The sequence below is a fragment of the Alcaligenes sp. SORT26 genome (genome assembly GCF_017377875.1).
Taxonomy (GTDB): Bacteria; Pseudomonadota; Gammaproteobacteria; order Burkholderiales; family Burkholderiaceae_B; genus Alcaligenes; species Alcaligenes parafaecalis.
Genome location: NZ_CP070975.1, coordinates 3,274,584 through 3,294,331, shown reverse-complemented (window position 1 = coordinate 3,294,331; position 19,748 = coordinate 3,274,584). Strand labels below are relative to the sequence as shown.

The 19,748-nt window shown below is 57.4% G+C and carries 16 protein-coding genes; 8 read left to right on the top strand and 8 right to left on the bottom strand.

Annotated features, from left to right (window positions below; all coding sequences use genetic code 11):
- The first annotated feature begins 35 nt into the window (after nt 1-35).
- From JYG33_RS15025 to JYG33_RS15010, 4 genes are all read left to right on the top strand, one after another.
- Nucleotides 36-1,433: a beta-propeller fold lactonase family protein gene (locus tag JYG33_RS15025; protein WP_207872992.1), complete on the top strand. Its 1,398-nt coding sequence runs from the start codon at nt 36-38 to the stop codon at nt 1,431-1,433.
- A gap of 69 nt (nt 1,434-1,502) precedes the next feature.
- Nucleotides 1,503-2,708 carry an isochorismate synthase gene (locus JYG33_RS15020; protein WP_207872991.1) on the top strand — a complete coding sequence of 402 codons (1,206 nt, stop codon included), beginning with the start codon at nt 1,503-1,505 and terminating at the stop codon, nt 2,706-2,708.
- Nucleotides 2,709-2,722: 14 nt separating this feature from the next.
- A complete protein-coding gene (locus tag JYG33_RS15015; RefSeq protein ID WP_207872990.1) occupies nt 2,723-3,361 on the top strand; it encodes an isochorismatase family protein in 639 nt (212 codons plus the stop codon).
- Between the two features lie 30 nt (nt 3,362-3,391).
- Entirely contained in the window at nt 3,392-4,180 is a 789-nt protein-coding gene (locus JYG33_RS15010; protein ID WP_207872989.1) for a 2,3-dihydro-2,3-dihydroxybenzoate dehydrogenase, read from the top strand.
- A gap of 705 nt (nt 4,181-4,885) precedes the next feature.
- On the opposite strand, the gene JYG33_RS15005 is transcribed toward JYG33_RS15010, so the two are convergent.
- From JYG33_RS15005 to apaG, 7 genes are all read right to left on the bottom strand, one after another.
- Entirely contained in the window at nt 4,886-6,463 is a 1,578-nt protein-coding gene (locus tag JYG33_RS15005; protein WP_207872988.1) for an alpha/beta hydrolase-fold protein, read from the bottom strand.
- Between the two features lie 109 nt (nt 6,464-6,572).
- Nucleotides 6,573-8,105 (bottom strand): methyl-accepting chemotaxis protein, encoded by a 1,533-nt coding sequence (locus JYG33_RS15000; protein WP_243430191.1) that lies wholly within the window; start codon nt 8,103-8,105, stop codon nt 6,573-6,575.
- Between the two features lie 178 nt (nt 8,106-8,283).
- Nucleotides 8,284-9,900 carry an EAL domain-containing protein gene (locus JYG33_RS14995; RefSeq protein WP_207872986.1) on the bottom strand — a complete coding sequence of 539 codons (1,617 nt, stop codon included), beginning with the start codon at nt 9,898-9,900 and terminating at the stop codon, nt 8,284-8,286.
- A gap of 312 nt (nt 9,901-10,212) precedes the next feature.
- Nucleotides 10,213-10,944: a DsbC family protein gene (locus JYG33_RS14990; RefSeq protein ID WP_207872985.1), complete on the bottom strand. Its 732-nt coding sequence runs from the start codon at nt 10,942-10,944 to the stop codon at nt 10,213-10,215.
- Nucleotides 10,945-10,983: 39 nt separating this feature from the next.
- Nucleotides 10,984-12,177 (bottom strand): FAD-dependent monooxygenase, encoded by a 1,194-nt coding sequence (locus JYG33_RS14985; RefSeq protein ID WP_207872984.1) that lies wholly within the window; start codon nt 12,175-12,177, stop codon nt 10,984-10,986.
- Complete coding sequence (locus JYG33_RS14980) at nt 12,174-13,469, bottom strand: murein transglycosylase A (protein ID WP_207872983.1); 1,296 nt, start codon at nt 13,467-13,469, stop codon at nt 12,174-12,176. Before JYG33_RS14980 ends, JYG33_RS14985 begins: the two co-directional genes overlap by 4 nt.
- Nucleotides 13,470-13,484: 15 nt before the next feature.
- On the bottom strand, nt 13,485-13,859 hold the full coding sequence (gene apaG / locus JYG33_RS14975; RefSeq protein WP_021447080.1) for a Co2+/Mg2+ efflux protein ApaG: 375 nt from the start codon (nt 13,857-13,859) through the stop codon (nt 13,485-13,487).
- Nucleotides 13,860-13,976: 117 nt separating this feature from the next.
- Between apaG and rpe the strand changes: the two genes are divergently transcribed.
- Nucleotides 13,977-14,672, top strand: a complete 696-nt coding sequence (rpe, locus tag JYG33_RS14970; RefSeq protein WP_207872982.1) for a ribulose-phosphate 3-epimerase — start codon at nt 13,977-13,979, stop codon at nt 14,670-14,672.
- A 42-nt stretch (nt 14,673-14,714) separates the two neighbouring features.
- Here the strand turns inward: rpe and JYG33_RS14965 are convergent, their stop codons facing one another.
- Nucleotides 14,715-16,517 carry a GGDEF domain-containing protein gene (locus JYG33_RS14965; RefSeq protein ID WP_207872981.1) on the bottom strand — a complete coding sequence of 601 codons (1,803 nt, stop codon included), beginning with the start codon at nt 16,515-16,517 and terminating at the stop codon, nt 14,715-14,717.
- Nucleotides 16,518-16,727: 210 nt separating this feature from the next.
- Between JYG33_RS14965 and JYG33_RS14960 the strand changes: the two genes are divergently transcribed.
- From JYG33_RS14960 to JYG33_RS14950, 3 genes are all read left to right on the top strand, one after another.
- Entirely contained in the window at nt 16,728-17,408 is a 681-nt protein-coding gene (locus JYG33_RS14960; RefSeq protein WP_207872980.1) for a phosphoglycolate phosphatase, read from the top strand.
- Between the two features lie 216 nt (nt 17,409-17,624).
- On the top strand, nt 17,625-19,145 hold the full coding sequence (gene trpE / locus JYG33_RS14955) for an anthranilate synthase component I (RefSeq protein ID WP_207872979.1): 1,521 nt from the start codon (nt 17,625-17,627) through the stop codon (nt 19,143-19,145).
- Nucleotides 19,146-19,183: 38 nt separating this feature from the next.
- A complete protein-coding gene (locus tag JYG33_RS14950; RefSeq protein ID WP_021447083.1) occupies nt 19,184-19,747 on the top strand; it encodes an aminodeoxychorismate/anthranilate synthase component II in 564 nt (187 codons plus the stop codon).
- Nucleotide 19,748 lies beyond the last annotated feature (1 nt).

Sequence of the window (19,748 nt, the reverse complement as noted above, 5' to 3'; positions counted from 1 at the left end):
GTCTTGTCGACCGAACCTTTATTTAGGATTAAAAGATGCTAATCAATGTCAATTGCATTCGCCGTACCCCTGCTGCACTGCTGCGCAAGGCCGGCCTGAGCGCCGCCGTCCTGTCCTTGTCCCTGGCCAATGCCTTTGCCGCTCCCGCCTTTGACCAGCCTGATACTGACTTCCGTGGCTCCATGAATGCCGCTGGCGTGGTCTACGCAGGCAGCGAAGCCCAACTGGCAGGCCGTGGTTTCACCCCCGGTCAGGAAGTCATCCTGCTGCAAAACGGTCATGCCCTGACCCCTGCCGCCCTGGTCGCCGATAAAGACGGCAATCTGAGCACCACCGTTGCCATTCCTGCTGACGCCGCCGTTGGCGTGCACCCAGTGGTCATGCAGGTCAGCAAGCCATCCACAGCCGAAGTCTTCAACCTGAAGGTTTCCCCTAAAGTTGAGCTGAGCGGCCAGGACAAGTTCGAGCTGCAATCCCAGCACCTGGTGCCCGGCTTGTACCAAAGCGCCTACAGCCCCAAGAACAAAGTGCTGTTCGTGACGTCCGCCGTGGGCCGCCCACCAGTCAAGCAATCCCAACTGGTTAAAGTCAACGCCAAGACCCTGGCCGTTGAAGCCAGCGTGACACCTGCCGCCCAAAAAGGCCGTGACGATGGTCAGGTTCAAGCCGTATACGGCGTGGACGTGGACGACAAGCAAGGCAATGTCTGGGTTACCAACACCCGCAGCAGCTCCGTCGCTGTTTACAGCCAGAAAGACCTGAAACTGGTCAAACAGTTTGAAGACGGCGTCGTCAGCCACCCACGTGATGTGGTTGTGGACGAAAAGACCAACCGTGTTTACGTGTCCTCGCCCGGTGCCGACACCCTGGCCGTGTTCGATGCGAAAAAGCTGACCCAGCTCGACCCTATCGAGCTGCAATCCAAGACCCGCAACAAGCCTGGCAGCATGAGCCTGATCCTGGACGCTGAAAAAGACCGTCTGTACACCGTCAGCGCCAGCACCAATGAGCTGATCATTGTGGATCTGAAAAACGGCAATGCTCAAACCGTATTCCCCATTCCTGGCGCACGTGGCCTGGCTGGCGTATCGGTAGACAGCAAGAATGATCAAGTCTATGTAGCCGCCCAGGGCAGCGACAACCTGCTGATCATCAACGCCAAAGACGGTGCCATTCAGCACGACATCAAGATTGGCGCTGGCGCCTTGAACGTGGTCTTTGATCCCAAGACATCGCTGGCTTACGTTGCTTCGCGCGGCGCAGGCACGGTAACTGCCGTGAATGGCAAAGGCGAGATCGTTGCCAACCTGGACGGCGGCAGCTACGCCAACCACGTATCGCTGGATGGCGAAGGCAATGCCTACCTGGTCAACAAGTCCAAAGGCAAGGATGACCAGACGGCTGACCGCATCACTCGCATTCACCTGAAGTAAACCGCCCGACGCGCCCCTGCTATCGCAAGGGGCGCAAAGGCAACACCCCTGCCCTTGAAAAGGACTCCTATGACTAGCCGTATCGACGACCAAGTCCGCCACGCCACCATTGAAGAATGGTTAAAGCAGTACCAGGCCGACAGCAGCGTATTTGCCTCTCCCACCATCAGTTTGATGGCACACGGCACGGCATTGGAGCGGCATACCAACAATGCCCAAGGACAGTTAATGACGGATGCCCAAACCCTGCTGGCGCAAGCCGCCCAGCAAGGTTTGGACGCCCCCATGTTGCTGGGCGTGATCCCCTTCAATCCGGCACGCGAAGCCTATTTGCGCGTTCCCAAAGAATACCGGCGCGATCCCGTCTTGCTGCGTCCCGTCCAGCGTCCACCGCTGGCCAAATCCGGCAACACCATTGCCAGCCAAAGCCTGCTGCCCGATGGCGAAGGCTACGAAGACAGCGTCAGCCGCATTCTGGCGACGATGCGCGAACAGAACATTTCCAAAACCGTGATGGCCCGCACCGTGACCATCACACTGAACGAAGCCTTGGACCGTCAGACTGTGTTGAGCAATATGCTCCACAGCAATCCGGCTGGCTATACCTATGCCCTGCCCCTGCCGGGCGGCGACTCACACGATCCGGACCTGTTTTTTGGAGCCAGCCCCGAACTGCTGGTGCGTCGTCAGGGCGATCTGGTCACCGTGAATCCACTGGCAGGCACAGCACCCCGCTTTGCCGATCCGCAGCGCGATCAGGCCAGTGCCGAAGGCTTGATGGCCTCCAGCAAAGACCTGCGTGAACATGCGTATGTGATCGAAGACGTGGTGCGCATCCTGTCCCAATTCTGCGACTCCATGGAAGTGCCCGACGGCCCCAGCCTGACCAGCACCGCCAACCTGTGGCACCTGTCCACGCGTATCAGTGGCCGCCTGCGCGACCCATCGGTCACCTCTTTGGAACTGGCTCTGGCCATGCATCCCACACCAGCGGTATGCGGCCTGCCGACCCAGCCTGCCATGCAAGCCATCGAAGCCACTGAAGTCTTTGATCGCGGCTACTTCGCAGGAGCCATTGGCTGGAACGACCACGAAGGTAACGGCGAATGGGCCGTCGCCATCCGCTGCGGACACTACACCCAGCAAGGCCTGACCCTATCGGCTGGCGCGGGCATCGTGGACGGTTCCGTCCCCGCCCTGGAACGCCAGGAAACCGGCAATAAACTCATGACCCTGATCAACTCATTGGGTCTGGCGCAAAACATAACACTTTAACGGAGACACGACCCATGACCATTCACGCGCTACCCAGCTACGAGCTGCCACAAACCCCCGTAGCCAACCGCGTCAATTGGCGTCCACAGGCAAATCGTGCCGCCCTGCTCATCCACGACATGCAGACCTACTTTCTGCAGAAATACGATATGAGCCAGGCCCCTATTCCCATGCTGATCGAACGCATCGCCGCCCTGCGCGACGTGTGCCACAAGCTGGGGATTCCCGTGTTCTACACCGCCCAGCCTACCGAACAGCCCGAGAAAGACCGTGCCTTGCTAAACGATTTCTGGGGTCCAGGCCTGACCGCCACTGAATTTCATGAACAGCAAGCCGTCGTGCCCGAGCTGACACCCGCCGACACCGACATCATGCTGACCAAATGGCGCTACAGCGCCTTCCAGCGCTCCGACCTGCGAGAGCAACTGCGTAATCTGGGCCGTGACCAACTGATCATCACCGGCGTCTACGCCCACATCGGCTGCATGACCACCGCACTGGAAGCCTTCATGCAAGACGTACAGCCCTTCCTGGCAATCGACGGCGTTGCCGACTTCTCGCTGGAAGAACATCACCAGGCCATCCGCCACGTCTCGCAACGCTGCGGCGTCAGCCTGACCTGCGCCGAAATCCAGAACAGCCTGCAAGCCTGAACAGCCTGCAAGCCTGAACAGGAAGCACACATGAGCACTAGCACACAAGAATTTGCAGGCGAATGCGTCGCCGTCACGGGCGCAGCCCGTGGCATCGGCGCTGCCGTGACCAAACTGCTGCTGGAACGAGGCGCACGCGTCATCGCCCTGGACCTGGACGTAGACGGCCTGACCCAACTGAGCCAGTCCAGCTACAGCGAGCGCGTCTCCTGCCACCTGGTCGACATCAGCCAAGCCGATGCCGTCGATGAGGCACTGGCCCAAGGCCAGGAAAAACTGGGCCCCATCCAGCGCCTGGCCTGTGTCGCAGGCGTCCTGCAAATGGGCCGCATCACCGAGCTGAGCAACGAGCAATGGGATCGCACCTTTGCCATCAACACCACCGGCGTCTTCAACGTCTGCCGTAACGTGGCCAAAGGCATGATCGAACGCAAACAAGGCGCCATCGTCAACGTCAGCTCCAACTCTGCCGCCACCCCACGCATCGCCATGGGAGCCTACGCCGCCTCCAAAGCCGCCGTCACCCAACTGAGCCGCTGCCTGGGCCTGGAACTGGCCCCACACGGCATCCGGGTGAACATCATCTCCCCCGGCTCCACCGACACCCCCATGCAACAAGCCATGTGGGCACAAGGCAGCTCGCGCGAAACCGTCATCGCGGGTTCCGGCGAAAACTACCGCCTGGGCATCCCCCTGCAAAAAATCGCCACCCCCGAAGAAATCGCCGAAGCCGTCCTGTTCCTGCTCTCGGACCGCGCCAGCCACATCACCCTGTCCGACCTGCGGGTAGACGGCGGTGCCACACTGGACCAAGGCTAAACAGCCAGACGCAAAAAAGGGCGGAATCTCCGCCCTTTTTTATTGCCCATCGGAACGAGTCCGGACACAAGCAGACGCACATCCCTACTAGCGACAGTGCCGATAAGAACTGACCACCTACTGCCAAGCCAAGGAAGAATACGAGCGAACCGAAACATCGTGAATGCGGCTCAATGAAGATAGACTCAGTCAGGTCAAATTAGATCGAGTCAGGTCAGGTCAGGTCAGGTCAGGTCAGGTCAGGTCAGGTCAGGTCAGCATCAGATTAGACCTGCTCAGTGCAGGCAGCCCCCTGTCGGATACTTCTTAATTCCGTCGAGTCCCGTGAACTAGATCGAGCAACTCCAGCGCTCCCCCCCCCCCACCAACAACAGTTGAAAGCAGGTCCACTCAGGAGCACTACTGCCATGCTGTTCGGGTCGGGGCAGGCTCAGGCGGGGCGGATCAGAGTGCTTGCCGCGGGCATGAGATTGCGTAGGGATGCAAGGGGCCTGCTGTTTGAGCCGGGCGCTTGTACTTGGTCCGGGGGACCAAGTACCCGGCGAGTTCAGGCCCCGCCCGTAGCAATCTTATGCCAAGGGTACTGGTGCGCAGCACCAGCAAGCGCTCAGCCCCGCCTGAGCCTGCCCCGACCTGAACAGCCCCCCGGTCCAGTCGACTGAGCCTGTCTATAGCCCGTACCTCACAACCTAAGTCCAGCTACAGCTACTTCTTCTCCTCAGCCGAAGCCTCTTCATGCTCAACCCCAAACAAATGCTCCAGCCCCAAAGCCAAAGCATCCCTCCAAGCCACAAAATCATGCGCCGTCGCGCTTTCCACGTAACGCACGTCATACCCCCGCGCCCGCAGCACATCATCCAGATGACGATTCGCCTGCACCAGGCTGACATCCCGACTTGAGCCCGAAGATTCGAACACCCCGGCGCTCATATAAACCTTCACCGGCACAGCAGGCGAATCCGCCATCTGGCGCGTCAACCACTGCCCACGCGCATCACCCTTCGGAGCCCACCAGAACGACCCCGACATGCTCAAGACATTGCCAAACAACTGCGGCAGACGCCAAGCCGCATTCATGGCCGCCAAGCCCCCATAGCTGGAACCACCAATCGCCGTCTTGTCCGCTGCCGACTGCACGCCCTGGGCATTCAACCAAGGCATCAGTTCCTTATCCAGAAACTTGATATACGCCTCATTCGGCGGCAACTCCCGCGCCCGTTCCGCCATGCCCGGATTGTCCACCAGGACCAGCCACATAGGCGCAACACGCCCCTGGGCAATCAAGGTATCCAACATGGCAGGCGCTCGCGCCAAATCCCGATAGTCGCGACCATCAAACAAAATCAAAGTGTGATCAATATCCTGTGCCCGAGTGCCAGCAGGCTGATAAATCTGCACCTGCCGTTCCACACCCAAAGCCTCGCTGGGCACGCGCTCCGTGCGCCACTGCCCTTGCCCCAATTGCTGCGGCTCCAAAGCCACCGCCTCGGCAGGCGCCTGCGTCAAACGCAAGACCGAATCACCATCAAACAGATCCTTGCTGTTTTCTGGCAAAGCCTGGGGATTGTTCGGATCACGCTGCAAAGCCGCACGCAACACCTCGCGCGCCAACTCCGGGCCTACATAAGGCACATCCGGCGCGATGCGATAGGTAAAACGGGCATCACGCGGCAAATCGTAAGTGATGTACCAGATATCGGACTCGCCCAAGCGATGCATGCGATCGCTATACGCAAACGGCCCACCATGCAGACGCACCCCTTGCTGGGCACCGCGCCACACAAACGTGACGCGATCATGCGTATTGCTGTAACGCTCCACCAAAGGAGAGCCCACACGCTGCACATAGTCCCAGAAACCACGAGACGGCTCACCAGCGCGCAAACGCATGCTCCACTGGCGGATCACATCACCTTGCAAAGGTTCGGCCTGAGCAGGCGCCTGAGGAGCCGTGACCGACTTGACCTGCCACTGATACTCGCCCTGACCCAATACACGCAAACGGTACTCGCCCGCGGTGCTCGCAATAAAACCAAAAGGGCCGCCCTGTGCAGGCGCATCCGCCCAATGACGAATCGCCTTGCCATCCGGGCCGAACAATTCCAGCGCCACATCACCACTGTGCTGCCAACTGCCTTGCACCAGATCATTCTGCTGCAAGCTCAGTATTCGTTCATGATGTTCGTGCGCCTGAACTTCACCCTGGGCCGAAGGCAGCGTAGCCGCCCAAGCCGACCCAACCATTCCCACCATCAATACCGCTACAACAGGTGCGCGCAACATACATCCTCCTAAATGCCGGTCTGCCGCAGGACAAGCCCAGTACCAAGGAGCAGTATACGATCAAAAATAATCGGCGCACCCCTTGGCTGGCGCGAGGCAGCGCCTTTTATCACCCCAGACGGAAGGCTTGAATCAAACGATCCAGCTCCTGCACCTGATCCTGCAATTCGCTGGAAGTGTGCGCCACCTGATTCACCATCTCGGCGTTTTGCTGAGTCGCCGAATCCAACTGCCCCACCGCCACGTTGATCTGCTCGATACCAATGGTTTGTTCGCGGGTAGAGGCCGCGATCTCGTGAACAATCGTCATGACCTGCGAGCTGCCCGTGACCATCTCATCAATCACGTTGCCCACCTGCCCCATCAACTGCACGCCTTCGCGGGTGCTGTTGGAGGACGCTTCCACCAATTGGGCAATTTCCTGAGCCGATGCCGTCGTGCGCTGCGCCAGGGCGCGTACCTCACCCGCCACAACTGCAAAGCCACGGCCTTGCTCCCCGGCTCGCGCCGCTTCCACGGCCGCATTCAGGGCCAGAATATTGGTCTGGAACGCAATCGAGTTGATAACGGTAGTGATGTCGGCCACCTTGCCGCTGGTGTCCCGAATCGCACCCATGCGGTCCACCAGCTCGCTGACCATCTGACCGCCATGTTGAGCTGTCTTCTGTACCTGGCTGGAAACCTCTTCAGCACGCATGGCGTTTTCTTCGCTCATACGGACCGTACCCGTCATCTCTTCCATGGCCGATGCCGTTTCCTGCAAAGCCGCCGCCTGTTGAGTCGTGCGGCTGGACAGTTCCAGGTTGCCCACGGACAGTTGCGAAGTATCGTCCGCAATCACACCACTGCTGTGCTGCAAGGTGCGCATGACGTCGTTCAGCTTCAAGCGCATCTGCTCGATGGACGCCATCACGCTATTGTCTGGAATCGAACGCAAGGAATGAGCAACACGCAAATCGCCATTGGCAATCGCCTGAGCGGCTTCATGCAAGATCGCGGGTTCGGCACCCAGTTCGGCAAAAATCTGCCGAGCCAGAAACACCGTCACGGCCGACACCAGCACGATGATCAGCAAGAACACCACCGAGGAGCTGAGCAGATTGCTGAAAAAACGCGCCTTGATATTGTCGATATACACCCCGGAGGTCAGCACCCAGTCCCACTGGGTCACCCCTTTACCAAAGGCCAGTTTGGGCGCGTTGGCCTTGTCAGTCAGTTTGGGCCAGTGGTATTCCAGAAAGCCTTCTCCGCCGTTGCGGCCAATACGGCTCATCTCGGCAAAAGGATGGACGCCATTGCTATCGACCACCGCACTGACATCCTGGCCATCCAGTTCGGGGCGGCTGGGATTCATGATGGAGATGACATCGGTCGAGAGCACCGACACATAGCCTTCCTGCCCAAAACGGATACTGCCGATGCGTTGCAGCGCCTGTTTTTGCGCCTCTTCCTGGCTAAGTACGCCTTTGCTGACCAGTTGCCGGTAGTCCTGCGTAATATTCACCGCGATATTGACGATATGCTGCAAACTATTTTTTCGCTCCTCCATCTGTGCCTGATAGAGCTGATAGTTCACGAACGTAAATACCGCCACCAATGCCATCAAACACAAGATCAATGGCAACCACAACTTCTGTTTCAAGCCCAAACGCATCATATTCCCCGAGCAACGCTGAAAAGACAGGTCCCAGGTACGCAAAAACCGACCGTGTCAGCACGGTCGGCCTGCTAAGAGGCCCCATCGAACAAGCTGGGTAACGGCCTCGGGCTTGAATACTTAATTAAAGTTACATATCGAGATGATTGGATGCTAAGGCGGCTTACAAAACACTGCCGCTCAAACGTCGCGACGAGTCATGACTTTGTCCAAAAGAAGGCTCGCTGCTGGCCAGGGTCAGCAAGAAACCATCCTCGGACATCAGCTCGGACGTCAGGCGTCCTTGGTAATGACCCAACTCCAGATTCAACGCCAGGTCGCGTTGCTCCAGGTTATCCACCCCTTTGATCACCAGCTCAAAGCCTTGCTCGCTCAACAAGTGGCAGGCTGTTTCCAGCAATGCCTTGAAAGTAGGTTCACGGCATGCGCGCTGAATCACCTCGGCTTCCAGCTTGACGCCGCTGATGGGCCAGCCACGCAGGCGATTGAGCTTATTGTTTTCAATCTCCGTGCTGGTCAACCAGACCTGAATGTCATGGTCTTGCAGATATTGCAAAGCCTGGATCAGCTCCGGTGTTTCTTCCAGATCCTCATCGCTGAACAAATCCAGTTCCAGACAGCACGGCTGCAGCTCGAACTGACGCAACAAGCTGGGCATGCGTTTGTAGATAGGCAACAGCATATCAAGGGGCAACTTCAGGCCGATATGGCTGGCTCGCAAGGAATACTCCTGCCACCAACGACGCACATCAGCCAGCAAGGTACGCAACATCCATTCGCACAAGGCCTGACGGTGAATCGCGTCCGGCATGTGGCGCAAGACTAATTCCGAAGACAGACGCAAGCCTGTGGGCGACGTCCAGAACACCTGGGCATCCACGCCACTGTATTGCCCTGTGCTGGTTGCTACCCGCAACTGGTAAGAGAAAGACAGGGCTTCGCTGGCCTGCGGATCAAGCACGTCCAGTGTTTCCAAGGCATGCAACAGTTCCAGCGGGGTAGGCTGAGCCGATTCCAACTCGTCACGAGGCGTATAAAACTCCATGATCTCGGAGTCCAAGGACTCTTGCTGGGCCAGCAACTTGCCCGTAAAGGTATATCCCCAACCGTGTACGGACTTGATCGGCAGAGCCACACCCGCCTGGCTGGCCTTGCGGCGCAAACGACTGATCAAAGAATCCACGGCACGACTATCACTGGCCGCCAGCCCCTTGTCGCGCATCAGATCTTCACGGCTGAAACGGGCATCCGCGTGCCGGATAAAGGCATCCATCAATTGACGCTCGCTATGGGTCAGCTCCAGGCCTACACCATTGGGAGCGACCAGGGTCCAGCCTTTATCGCGCAGTACCCATTCCTGCTGCCCACCTTGGTCCTGCACCTCTTCCACGGCCTGGAGGGTGCCCACAGCGGCATAGACGTTACGACGGCGCACGGCATGACACCAGGCCATCAGTTCGGGAACTTGCACATCCAGAGCCAGGCAGGCATCCGCCCCCGTCAGCAAAAGCTGTACGCGTGCGCTGGCCGACAAGCCGGACTGCACCGCGACAATACCCAGGGAGCCGAAATCATTACGCAGCTTGGCGACCATCAAAGGGACATAACCCACTTCGACAGGAAACAGCAACAGATCAGCCTGGGATTGCCTTGCATCGGCCACCTTTTCCAGGGATCTGACCACGCTTGTCTTGGTGCCGAAAACCCGCAGTTGTTCCTGCCAGTAGTGCAAGCCTTCGCCTTCTTCCAAAACAATCAACACGCAACGTGCATGTTCCATAAGCGCCTACTATTTAATTATTGTCAGTCCTGCGATGGACCCAGCGCGGGCCGACAATACTATTTTTTATCAATAGTTAGAATTATCACTTCAAGAATACAGAGCACAAAGTAAAGAATGGTCAAATGTGGCGTTTGAAATTTTTTGTCTTCAAAATAACGTCAGCCTTACTCCCGCTACCCTTCCGGGTTTATTTTTCAATTGCGATTCCATTAAAATCGTGAATCATAAATAATTATAGTTTTCATAACGCTTGGACGTAAAAAACCCGCTCGAAAGCGGGTTGCTCTAGCTCAAGACAGGCCGGAATACTTACTGGGCCGCAGCCTCCAGGCGGGATTGCAGTTGGGCAGCAGGGAGCCAGCCATCAGCACGACTGCCATCGGCAAAGTAAATAGCCGGGGTGCCTTGAATACGCAATTTCTGGCCTACCGCCAATAACTGATCCAATGGGTGCTCACACGAGGCTTTCTCGGGCCGTGCTCCACCCCCCATCCAATCACTCAAGGTTTTTGCAGGGTTTTGGGCACACCAGATGTCTTCAGCTTTACGGCGGCTGTCTGGCCCCAGGATGGGAAACATCAGGCTATAAACCGTAACATTGTCGATCTCCTGCAATGTTGTATGTAGACGTTTGCAATAACCGCAATTGGGATCTTCAAACACCACCATTTGACGGCTACCGTCGCCTTTCACCAACTTGATCGCTTTATCCAGGGGCAAGTCGTTCAAGGACACCCGGTTAAGCTCCTGCATACGCTGCTCGGTCAGGTCTACGCGGGTCTTGCTGTCCAGCAAGGAACCCTGCAGCACAAAGCTGGCCTGCGGATCGGTATACAGCAAGGTGCCGCCCACTTCCACCTCCAGCAAATTGGCAAACGGTGTGGCGCGAATGCCCTCTACCGTCACGCCTGGGAAAGCGGCTTCAAACGCCTGGCGTGTGGTCTCGAAACGGCTATCTACCTTGGCGGGGCTGGCTGCCTGAGCCAGGCTGCACAGCGACAAGAGCGCCAGAGCCAATACAGAACGAAGGTGCAACATCATGACGTACTTCCTTTGCTAATCGACAAGACTCTATCGGCCTTAGAACAAGAGAGAACCGGGGCTGACTCCGGCGGCATGCGCAATCAGGCGGCGTTTGACCCACGGTAAACGATCCACCACCTGCATGCCTGCATTACGCAGCATGGAAGCAGGTGCTCCCGGTGCGGCGAACAAGCGGTACAAGCCATCGGTTGCTGCACGCATGGCCGCAATCGGTTCGGCACGCGCACGTTTATAGCGATTGAGCACACGCATATCCCCCACCGAATAATATGGGCCGCGTTCCGACAAGACCTTGATCAAGGCCTCGATATCGCCCAAACCCAGATTCAAGCCCTGACCCGCCAATGGATGGACTCGATGCGCCGCATCGCCCACCAAAGCCACGCCCGGCGACACCAGGCCGCTGCGCTCGAAAGTCAAGGGAAAGCCGTGTACGGGACTACGCAGCGTCAACTGCCCCAAACGGCCATTCGATAAGGAGAACAAGCTGTTCTGCAGATACTGGGCCTGCTCGTCAGACGGCATGGCCAGCACCTTGTCCGCCTGCGCTTGCGGCACGGACCAGACCATAGAGACTTGCGGCTTGCCATCCACATCCGGCATAGGCAACAGGGCCAGAATCGAGTCGCCCGTAAACCACTGCAAAGCAACTTGCTGATGCGGCCGTTCTACATTGAAGTGCGCCACCAAACCGGCATCGCCGTATTCACGTCCGTGGTGCTCAATTCCGGCTGCGGTACGCAGTCCTGATCGGGCCCCATCTGCGCCTACAAACAAGTCCGCAGTAATGCGTTTTTGCCCGGCAGTGACAATGGTATTGCCTTCCAGACGCTCGAAGCGGTCTTCAATCCAGGGCACACCAAAAACCTGCAAAGCCTGATACAGCGCCTGCTCCATCTGGCCAGATTCGACAATCCAGGCCAAATAATCCTGCGCGTCCTGCCAGGCATGCAGATTCAGGCTACCACCGCCATCCCCATGCACTTCCATTGCCTGCACGGGAGAAATGCGCTGGGCAGACATCAAATTCCAGGCACCCAACTGCGCCAAAAAGCGCTGACTGGCGACCGAGACGGCATACACACGGGGGTGATATTGTCCGGCTGCCAGTTCCATAGGCTTATAGGCGGGCGACAAGATACTGACGTCAAGCCCGGCCTTGCGTAAACCCAGGGCGCTGGCCATACCGGCCAAGGCCCCGCCACACACCACAATTCGTTCTTTCTTCATCGTGCGCTCGGTGCTCCTGCCTGACGTGGCCACAGCAGCCACATTTGACCTTGCTGCTTCATGCGTCCTGCCTGCGAACCGGCCTGATCACCGGTGCCCCAGTACAAGTCGGTACGGGCGGCACCTTTAATCGCGGCACCTGTATCTTGCGCAAAGACCAGTCGCTGCAAAGGCTGGTTGGTCGCAGGCTGCGAGGTTGCCAAGTACACCGGCGTCCCCAAAGGCACGTAGGTAGGATCAATAGCGACGGAACGCAAACCGATCAAAGGAATGCCGTAAGCACCCTTGGGGCCCAGGTCCTGATCCACAATGGCCTCTTCGCGGAAGAAGACCATGGCGGTATTTACATTCATCATTTCCTGAACACGATGCGGATTGCGCTTGGCCCAGGCTTTGATGTTTTGCATGGAGGTCTGCGCCAAGGGCATTTCGCCCTGCTTGGCCAGCCACTGACCGACCGAGGCGTATGGGCGGCCATTGTGATCGGCATAAGCCAGACGCACCGCGCTGCCATCGGGCAGGATGGCGCGGCCGGAACCCTGAATCTGCAAGAAGAAACCTTCGACCGGGTCTTCCGCGTACACAATCACCGGCGGCTGACGCTCTGGCTTGGCCATGATCTGCTCGCGGGTATCGTAAGGAACAACTCGTTTGCCCTGCTGCTTGCCACGGATACGTTTGCCCGCCAGTTCGGGATACAGGCTACCCAGATCAATCGTCAGCAAATCATCCGGCGCTGCAAACAGCGGCCACTGGTAGGCAGAACTGCGTGTGCGCGACGCTTTAAGCAAGGGTTCGTAATAGCCGGTGACAGTGTTTTGAGCCACGGCACCATCCCCGGTCAACAAGCGCCAGGGCTGCAACTGTTCCTGCAGGAAATTGCGTACGGCTGCGGTATCTTTGGTGTCGGCATTCAAGCCTGCGGACGCTGCGGCCTGACAAACAGGCTGCCAGGCGCGGGGATTGGCACGAGCAGGCATGGCCAGCGAACCGCTGACCGGGCGCATCAGGCCCTTGCAGTTATTGATAAACCCTTTCCAGACGTGATCCATCGAATCCGCCTGCCAACCCGGCAAGGTGGACCAGTTCACCGCCTGGTATCGACCCGCCAGCGCACGCGCCGGGGTTTCCGGCAATGCCGACAGGGACGGCACGCGCAAAGGCTGCAGAGCGATATCAGGACCGCCTTCTGCTGTACCCGGAGCCGTTGACGAAGAACCCTGCTCCACAGGAACAGTGGAACAGGCACTCAATGCCAGCAGTACGGCTGGCACGCAATAAATTATCTTCATGGCTGGGTGTGGCCCTTAGTGCAAGGTACGAGGAGAGGAAAGGATGAATTCCTGGATGGCCACCTCAAAGGGCACGCCATTTTCACCAACACATTGATAGCTGCCGCGCATGGTGCCAAACGGCGTGTTCAGAGGACAGCCACTGGTGTACTCAAAGGTCTCACCTGGAGCCAGCACTGGCTGTTGTCCCACGACGCCCAGGCCACGCACTTCCTGAACCTGCTGATTGTCGTCCGTAATGATCCAGTGACGACTGATAATCTGGGCCGTCTGCTGTCCATTGTTGGTAATCCGGACGGTATAGGCAAAGACATATTGATTGCTGTCGGGCTCGGATTGCTCAGGCAGGTACTGGGGCGTGATCTGCACCTCAATATCGTCAGGCTTCATAATGGATTCCAGGTTACGGCTGTACAAATACGGGGCGCTGCACAGCTCCCCGCTTGAAACTATAATGATGACATATGGTCACGATTTTCGTGATGTCTAATCTTTACGGCACCTATTATGTCCCAAGCCAGCTCCACACGTATCGCTCCCAGTATTTTATCGGCTGACTTCGCCCGTCTGGGTGAAGAAGTCCGCAATGTGATTGCCGCCGGAGCCGACTGGGTTCACTGCGATGTTATGGACAACCACTTTGTCCCCAATCTGACCTTTGGCCCCATGGTCTGTGCCGCGCTGCGCCCGCACACCACCGCTCCCATTGATGTGCACCTGATGGTGGAGCCGGTTGATGCCCTGATCCCCGCCTTTGCCAAAGCCGGTGCCGATTACATCAGCTTTCACCCTGAAGCCTCACGCCACGTGGATCGCACCCTGTCGCTGATCCGCGAACATGGCTGTAAGGCCGGCCTGGTTTTCAACCCGGCCACCTCGCTGAACTGGATGGATCACCTGATGGACAAGCTGGACCTGGTCTTGCTGATGTCCGTGAACCCCGGCTTCGGGGGCCAGGCCTTTATCCCCAGCGCCATGGACAAATTGCGCCAGGCCCGCGCCCGCATTGATGCCTGGACGGCAGAAGGTGGTCAGCCCATCCTGCTGCAAATTGACGGTGGCGTGAAAGTGGACAATATCGGCGCTATCCGTGCTGCCGGTGCTGACACCTTTGTGGCCGGTTCGGCTATTTTTGGTCAGCCCGACTACGCACAAGTGATCAGCGACATGCGCGCCCAGATTGCCTTGGCAGAACAAGCCTAAGCACCGCGCACGGCCTGCCTGAAGGCAGGCCTGCTGCATCCCCTACTGCAGTACCCTGTTGCGGTTATAACTGCCTTGCCGTACCGGATTGTCCGGCCGACGGCGCTCCACAAACAAGGCATTGCCCTGCACCCGCTTGGCTTGAGCCTTGGCAGAACTGGCCAGCTCCGCAATCAAAGAGCCCGAATACAATTCGGGCTCATTCACGGTGACCACACCTAAAGACAGGCTCACTAGCGGGTGAAACACCTGCACGCCCTGACGATTCTCAGCCAGATACCCCCCAGCTTGCCGGTGCTCCAGGCGATACAGGGACTCCAGCTCTTTTTCCAATTCGTCCAAAATGCTTTGGCAGCGCTCGGCCCAATCGGGGCTGGTGAACACCAGAATAAAATCGTCGCCCCCCACATGGCCTACAAAGTCCATGCGCGACACCGCATAACGGGTAAAAAGCTCGGCCATCGACCGCAGTAACTCATCACCTTTGCGATAGCCGTACAAATCGTTATAGGGCTTGAAGTGATCCAGGTCGGCATAGCACACGGCAAAGTTCTGACGATTACGCAGCAAACCATCAATATGCTCATCAATCGGCACATTACCCGGCAATTGCGTCAGCGGATTGGCATAGCGGGCGGTCATGATCTGGATTTGCGTAATTTCGCGCATCAGCTCCACACTGGAGCCCAAACCCAAATATTCACCTGCACCGGTAATGACGAAGCCATCGCTTAACGCGTCACCTGCCCCTTGCGTCATCAAAGTCCCCAGCTCCAGCAGGCTGGTTTCACAATCCACAATCAGGGGTGGGGCCTCAATAAACAAAGAGCAGGGCTTATTGCCATACAGCTCACGGTGATACGGCCGCGCAAGCTGATCATAAAGCTGGCTGCGGCGCAAAATGCCCGTAGGCCTGTCTCCGCGCAGCAAAGCCACCGCACTTAAATCAGGGTGACTTTGAAACAGCTCATAAACACGATTCGTGGGGGTGTGATCAGGCACGGCCGGTGCCGCACGCAACAGACGCCGCACGCTCATGGAGTCCCGACCCTGAACTTGGCGCTGCGAGCGCGTATGGGAGGGGCCGAACAAGGCGGCCTGCGCCGGTTCCAATTGAGCAGGAGGATGGGGTTGAGGTCGACACAGCAAATAGCCCTGACCACAGGCCACCCCCAGGTAGCGCAAGGTGCGCAATTCCGCGCCGGTCTCAATACCTTCGGCAATCACAACAGAGTGGGCATGGCTGGCGATATCGCAAATAGAGCGCACCAATTGCTGCTTGAGCACATCGGTATCAATATCGCGCACAAAATATTTGTCGATCTTGACGTACTCGGGCCGCAACTCGGACCACAAGCGCAGCGAGGCATAGCCCTCGCCCAGATCATCAATGGCAAACTGCAGGCCTTCCTTGCGATACAGCTCAATGGCCTGATTCAAATAATCGTAGCTGTCGGTACGCTCGGACTCGGTCAGCTCGACCACCACCCGGCTCCAGTCAATTCCCTCCAACTGCGGCATACCGGTGCGCGGCTCAATACGGGCCGACGGCAACATACGCATCACCACATCCGGACTGGAGTTCAAAAACAGTTTGCCCGCCAAACCCTGCTGATTAAAACTGCCGACCAGCGTATGGCAACACAGCTCTTCCAGATCCCATAAGCGCCCACACTGCCGGGCAGCGTCAAACAAGGCTAATGGCGAATAAAAGCTGGTGTCCTTCGGCCCTCGAATCAGACCCTCGTAACCTAAAATAAAGCCAGACTGCAAATCCACAATGGGCTGAAAGACTGGCGTAACTTGTTTTTCTACGAGAATCTGATGAAATGTATCGAGCATCATACTTCCGCTCCTAGGGCCTTTCTGAACGGACAATCGAAAGCCAATCTTGTACCAAAATACGGTTTGCTCACTAAATTGATAAGCCCAGGTGCAGTAAGGAGCTTTAACATGATGAATCAAACGAAATGAAAACCCGATGTTCGGAAAACTTTTTCTGCTCGACCTTAACAGGAATTTGACAATATTTTGTCACAAGTTCGCTACAAAAAGATGAATATTTTCTCTGTACTGTTTGATTTGGATGGCACCCTTCTGGACACCATTCCTGATCTGGCCTCTGCCTGCAATGCCATGCGTATTGATCTCGGTCTGCCTGCGCTTCCAGAGGAGCGTATCGCTACTTTCGTGGGGAAAGGATCGGAAAATCTGGTGCGACGCTCCCTGACCGATCTGCCAAATCCTCCTGCCGACTACACCCAGGCATTGGAATCATTTTATTACCATTACCAATTATGTAATGGCCAACACAGCCGCCTGTATCCCGGTGTACTAGAAGGATTGGACGACTTTAAAAGCCAGGGATTGCGTCTGGCCGTGGTCACCAACAAGCCCGAACAATTTGCCCGCCCCCTGTTGGAACAAACGGGCCTGGCCTCGTATTTCGAGCTGATTGTTGGCGGCGATACCTGCCCGCGCAAAAAGCCCGACCCCATGCCTTTTGTCTACGCCTGCGAACAAATGAACCTGGCCCCGGAGCAGTCCCTGGTCGTTGGGGATTCCATGAATGACGCCCAGGCAGCGCGCGCGGCGAACATCCCCGTACTGTTGGTTCCATACGGCTATAACGAAGGGATGGATGTGCAAAGCTTGGATTCCGATGGTATAGTTGCCTCTATTGCCGACGCGGCCACCTGGCTGCGCAACAAACGCAACACCATATTTACGTCATAAAATTCATGTCTACTCGTACTTACGCAACCTCCATCTACGGCGCTTATTGGCGCTGGTGGCGTTCGTGTATCGGGTAGATATAACCTTGAAGTCTGGCGTCCCTGCAAAGTAGTACACAGCGGACCGCCTCCAGGAAAATAAGCCCGGTAATCACAACGACCGGGCTTTTTTTTGTTTCTGTCCGGCTCGTCGTACCCACTGACCCTCGAGATCGCAATGACAGAAATAGAATTCAATGCCCTAGCAGCAGAAGGCTTTAACCGCATTCCCCTGATTGCGGAAACCTATGCCGACCTGGATACGCCCCTGTCGATTTATCTGAAACTGGCACACAACGGCCCCGAAGGTGGACGTTACAGCTGCCTGATGGAATCGGTTGTGGGCGGCGAACAGTTCGGTCGCTACTCCTTTATTGGCCTGCCTGCCCGCACAGTGATCCGCAGCTACGGCCGTCATACCCAAGTGCTGCACGATGGCAAGACTGTCGAGACCGTCGAAGGCGATCCGCTGGAGTTCATCGAACAATTCCAGGCACGCTTCAAAGTCGCCTTGCGTCCTGGCCTGCCCCGCTTTGCAGGTGGTCTGGCCGGATACTTCGGCTACGACACCGTGCGCCACATCGAACCGTCTCTGGGCATGAACCGCAAACCCTTCCCGGCTGATCAGGAAGAGGGCGTGCCCGACATCATGCTGCTGCAAATTGATGAGCTGGTGATTGTGGACAATCTGGCTGGTCGCACCTACCTGCTGGTCTACGCCGACCCCGCCCAGCCCGAAGCCTACGTACTGGCCAAACGCCGCCTGAAAGAGCTGCGCGAAAAACTGCGCTCACCAGTCGTGATCCCTTACGCCTACGCCAGCATGCAAACCGAATGCGAGCGCGACTTCGACAAAGAGGATTACTTGAAGGCCGTAGGCCGCGCCAAAGACTACATTGCTGCCGGTGATCTGATGCAGGTACAGATCGGCCAGGTCATCACCAAGCCTTTCCGCGACTCGCCCCTGTCCCTGTACCGCGCCCTACGTTCGCTGAACCCATCGCCCTACATGTACTTCTGGAACTTCGATGACTTCCAGGTCGTGGGTGCATCGCCAGAAATTCTGGTGCGTCAGGAAGAACACCGTCAGGATGGCCGCAACATGGAACGCGTCACCATTCGCCCACTGGCTGGCACCCGCAAGCGCGGTGCCACGCCTGAAGCCGATGCTGCCCTGGCCGCCGAGCTGAAGTCCGATCCCAAAGAACGCGCCGAACACCTGATGCTGATCGACCTGGCCCGCAACGACATTGGCCGCATCGCCAAAACCGGCACGGTACAAGTCACGGACACCATGGCGATTGAACGCTACTCGCATGTCCAGCACCTGGTCTCCAATGTCTGCGGTGAACTGCAAGACGGCATGAGCCAGATGGACGTGCTGCGCGCCTCCTTCCCCGCCGGCACCCTGACCGGTGCCCCAAAAGTGCGTGCAATGGAAGTGATTGATGAACTGGAGCCCGTACGCCGTGGTGTTTACGGTGGTGCTGCTGGTTACCTGAGCTACTCGGGCGAAATGGACCTGGCTATTGCCATTCGCACCGGCGTCATCAAGGACGGCATGCTGTATGTGCAAGCCGCTGCCGGTATCGTGGCCGACTCCGATCCTGAAAAAGAATGGCAAGAGACCGAAGCCAAGGCACGCGCCGTCATCCGCGCTGCCGAACAAGTGCAATTCGGTCTGGACGAACCCATCTAATCGCCTGACTGCCATCCCTTTTTTGCCGGAGTATTCCCATGCTGTTCATGCTCGATAACTATGACTCCTTTACCTACAACTTGGTCCAGTACTTCGGAGAACTGGGCCAGGAGGTAGTGGTACGACGCAACGATCAAGTCACGCTTGAAGAAATTGAAGCCCTGAATCCCAGCCATCTGTGCGTGTCGCCCGGCCCCAAATCCCCAGCGGACGCGGGTCTGTCGGTTGCACTGATCCAGCACTTTGCGGGCAAGCTGCCGATTCTGGGCGTCTGCCTGGGTCATCAAGCCATCGGGCATGCTTTTGGTGCGCGCATTATCCGTGCGCAACAAATCATGCATGGGAAAGTCTCCCCTATTACCCATCAGGGCACAGACGTCTTCAGCAACTTGCCCTCGCCCTTTAACGTCACCCGCTACCACTCCCTGGCCATCGAGCGCGACAGCCTGCCCGACTGCCTGGAAGTGACCGCGCAAACTGAAGACGGCGAAATCATGGGTGTCCGTCACCGCGAACTGCCTATCTATGGCGTGCAGTTTCACCCCGAATCGGTGCTAAGCGAGCATGGCCACGCCTTACTGAAGAACTTTCTGGATCTTTAAT

What these genes read in the sequence shown, in the direction of transcription:
- rpe (WP_207872982.1), top strand. Translation starts at nt 13,977, where the DNA reads ATGTCCCAAGCCAGCTCCACACGTATCGCTCCCAGTATTTTATCGGCT.
- trpE (WP_207872979.1), top strand. Translation starts at nt 17,625, where the DNA reads ATGACAGAAATAGAATTCAATGCCCTAGCAGCAGAAGGCTTTAACCGC.
- JYG33_RS15005 (WP_207872988.1), bottom strand. Translation starts at nt 6,463, where the DNA reads ATGTTGCGCGCACCTGTTGTAGCGGTATTGATGGTGGGAATGGTTGGG.
- JYG33_RS14950 (WP_021447083.1), top strand. Translation starts at nt 19,184, where the DNA reads ATGCTGTTCATGCTCGATAACTATGACTCCTTTACCTACAACTTGGTC.
- JYG33_RS15020 (WP_207872991.1), top strand. Translation starts at nt 1,503, where the DNA reads ATGACTAGCCGTATCGACGACCAAGTCCGCCACGCCACCATTGAAGAA.
- JYG33_RS15010 (WP_207872989.1), top strand. Translation starts at nt 3,392, where the DNA reads ATGAGCACTAGCACACAAGAATTTGCAGGCGAATGCGTCGCCGTCACG.
- JYG33_RS15015 (WP_207872990.1), top strand. Translation starts at nt 2,723, where the DNA reads ATGACCATTCACGCGCTACCCAGCTACGAGCTGCCACAAACCCCCGTA.
- JYG33_RS14960 (WP_207872980.1), top strand. Translation starts at nt 16,728, where the DNA reads ATGAATATTTTCTCTGTACTGTTTGATTTGGATGGCACCCTTCTGGAC.
- apaG (WP_021447080.1), bottom strand. Translation starts at nt 13,859, where the DNA reads ATGAAGCCTGACGATATTGAGGTGCAGATCACGCCCCAGTACCTGCCT.
- JYG33_RS14980 (WP_207872983.1), bottom strand. Translation starts at nt 13,469, where the DNA reads ATGAAGATAATTTATTGCGTGCCAGCCGTACTGCTGGCATTGAGTGCC.
- JYG33_RS14990 (WP_207872985.1), bottom strand. Translation starts at nt 10,944, where the DNA reads ATGATGTTGCACCTTCGTTCTGTATTGGCTCTGGCGCTCTTGTCGCTG.
- JYG33_RS14985 (WP_207872984.1), bottom strand. Translation starts at nt 12,177, where the DNA reads ATGAAGAAAGAACGAATTGTGGTGTGTGGCGGGGCCTTGGCCGGTATG.
- JYG33_RS15025 (WP_207872992.1), top strand. Translation starts at nt 36, where the DNA reads ATGCTAATCAATGTCAATTGCATTCGCCGTACCCCTGCTGCACTGCTG.
- JYG33_RS14995 (WP_207872986.1), bottom strand. Translation starts at nt 9,900, where the DNA reads ATGGAACATGCACGTTGCGTGTTGATTGTTTTGGAAGAAGGCGAAGGC.
- JYG33_RS14965 (WP_207872981.1), bottom strand. Translation starts at nt 16,517, where the DNA reads ATGATGCTCGATACATTTCATCAGATTCTCGTAGAAAAACAAGTTACG.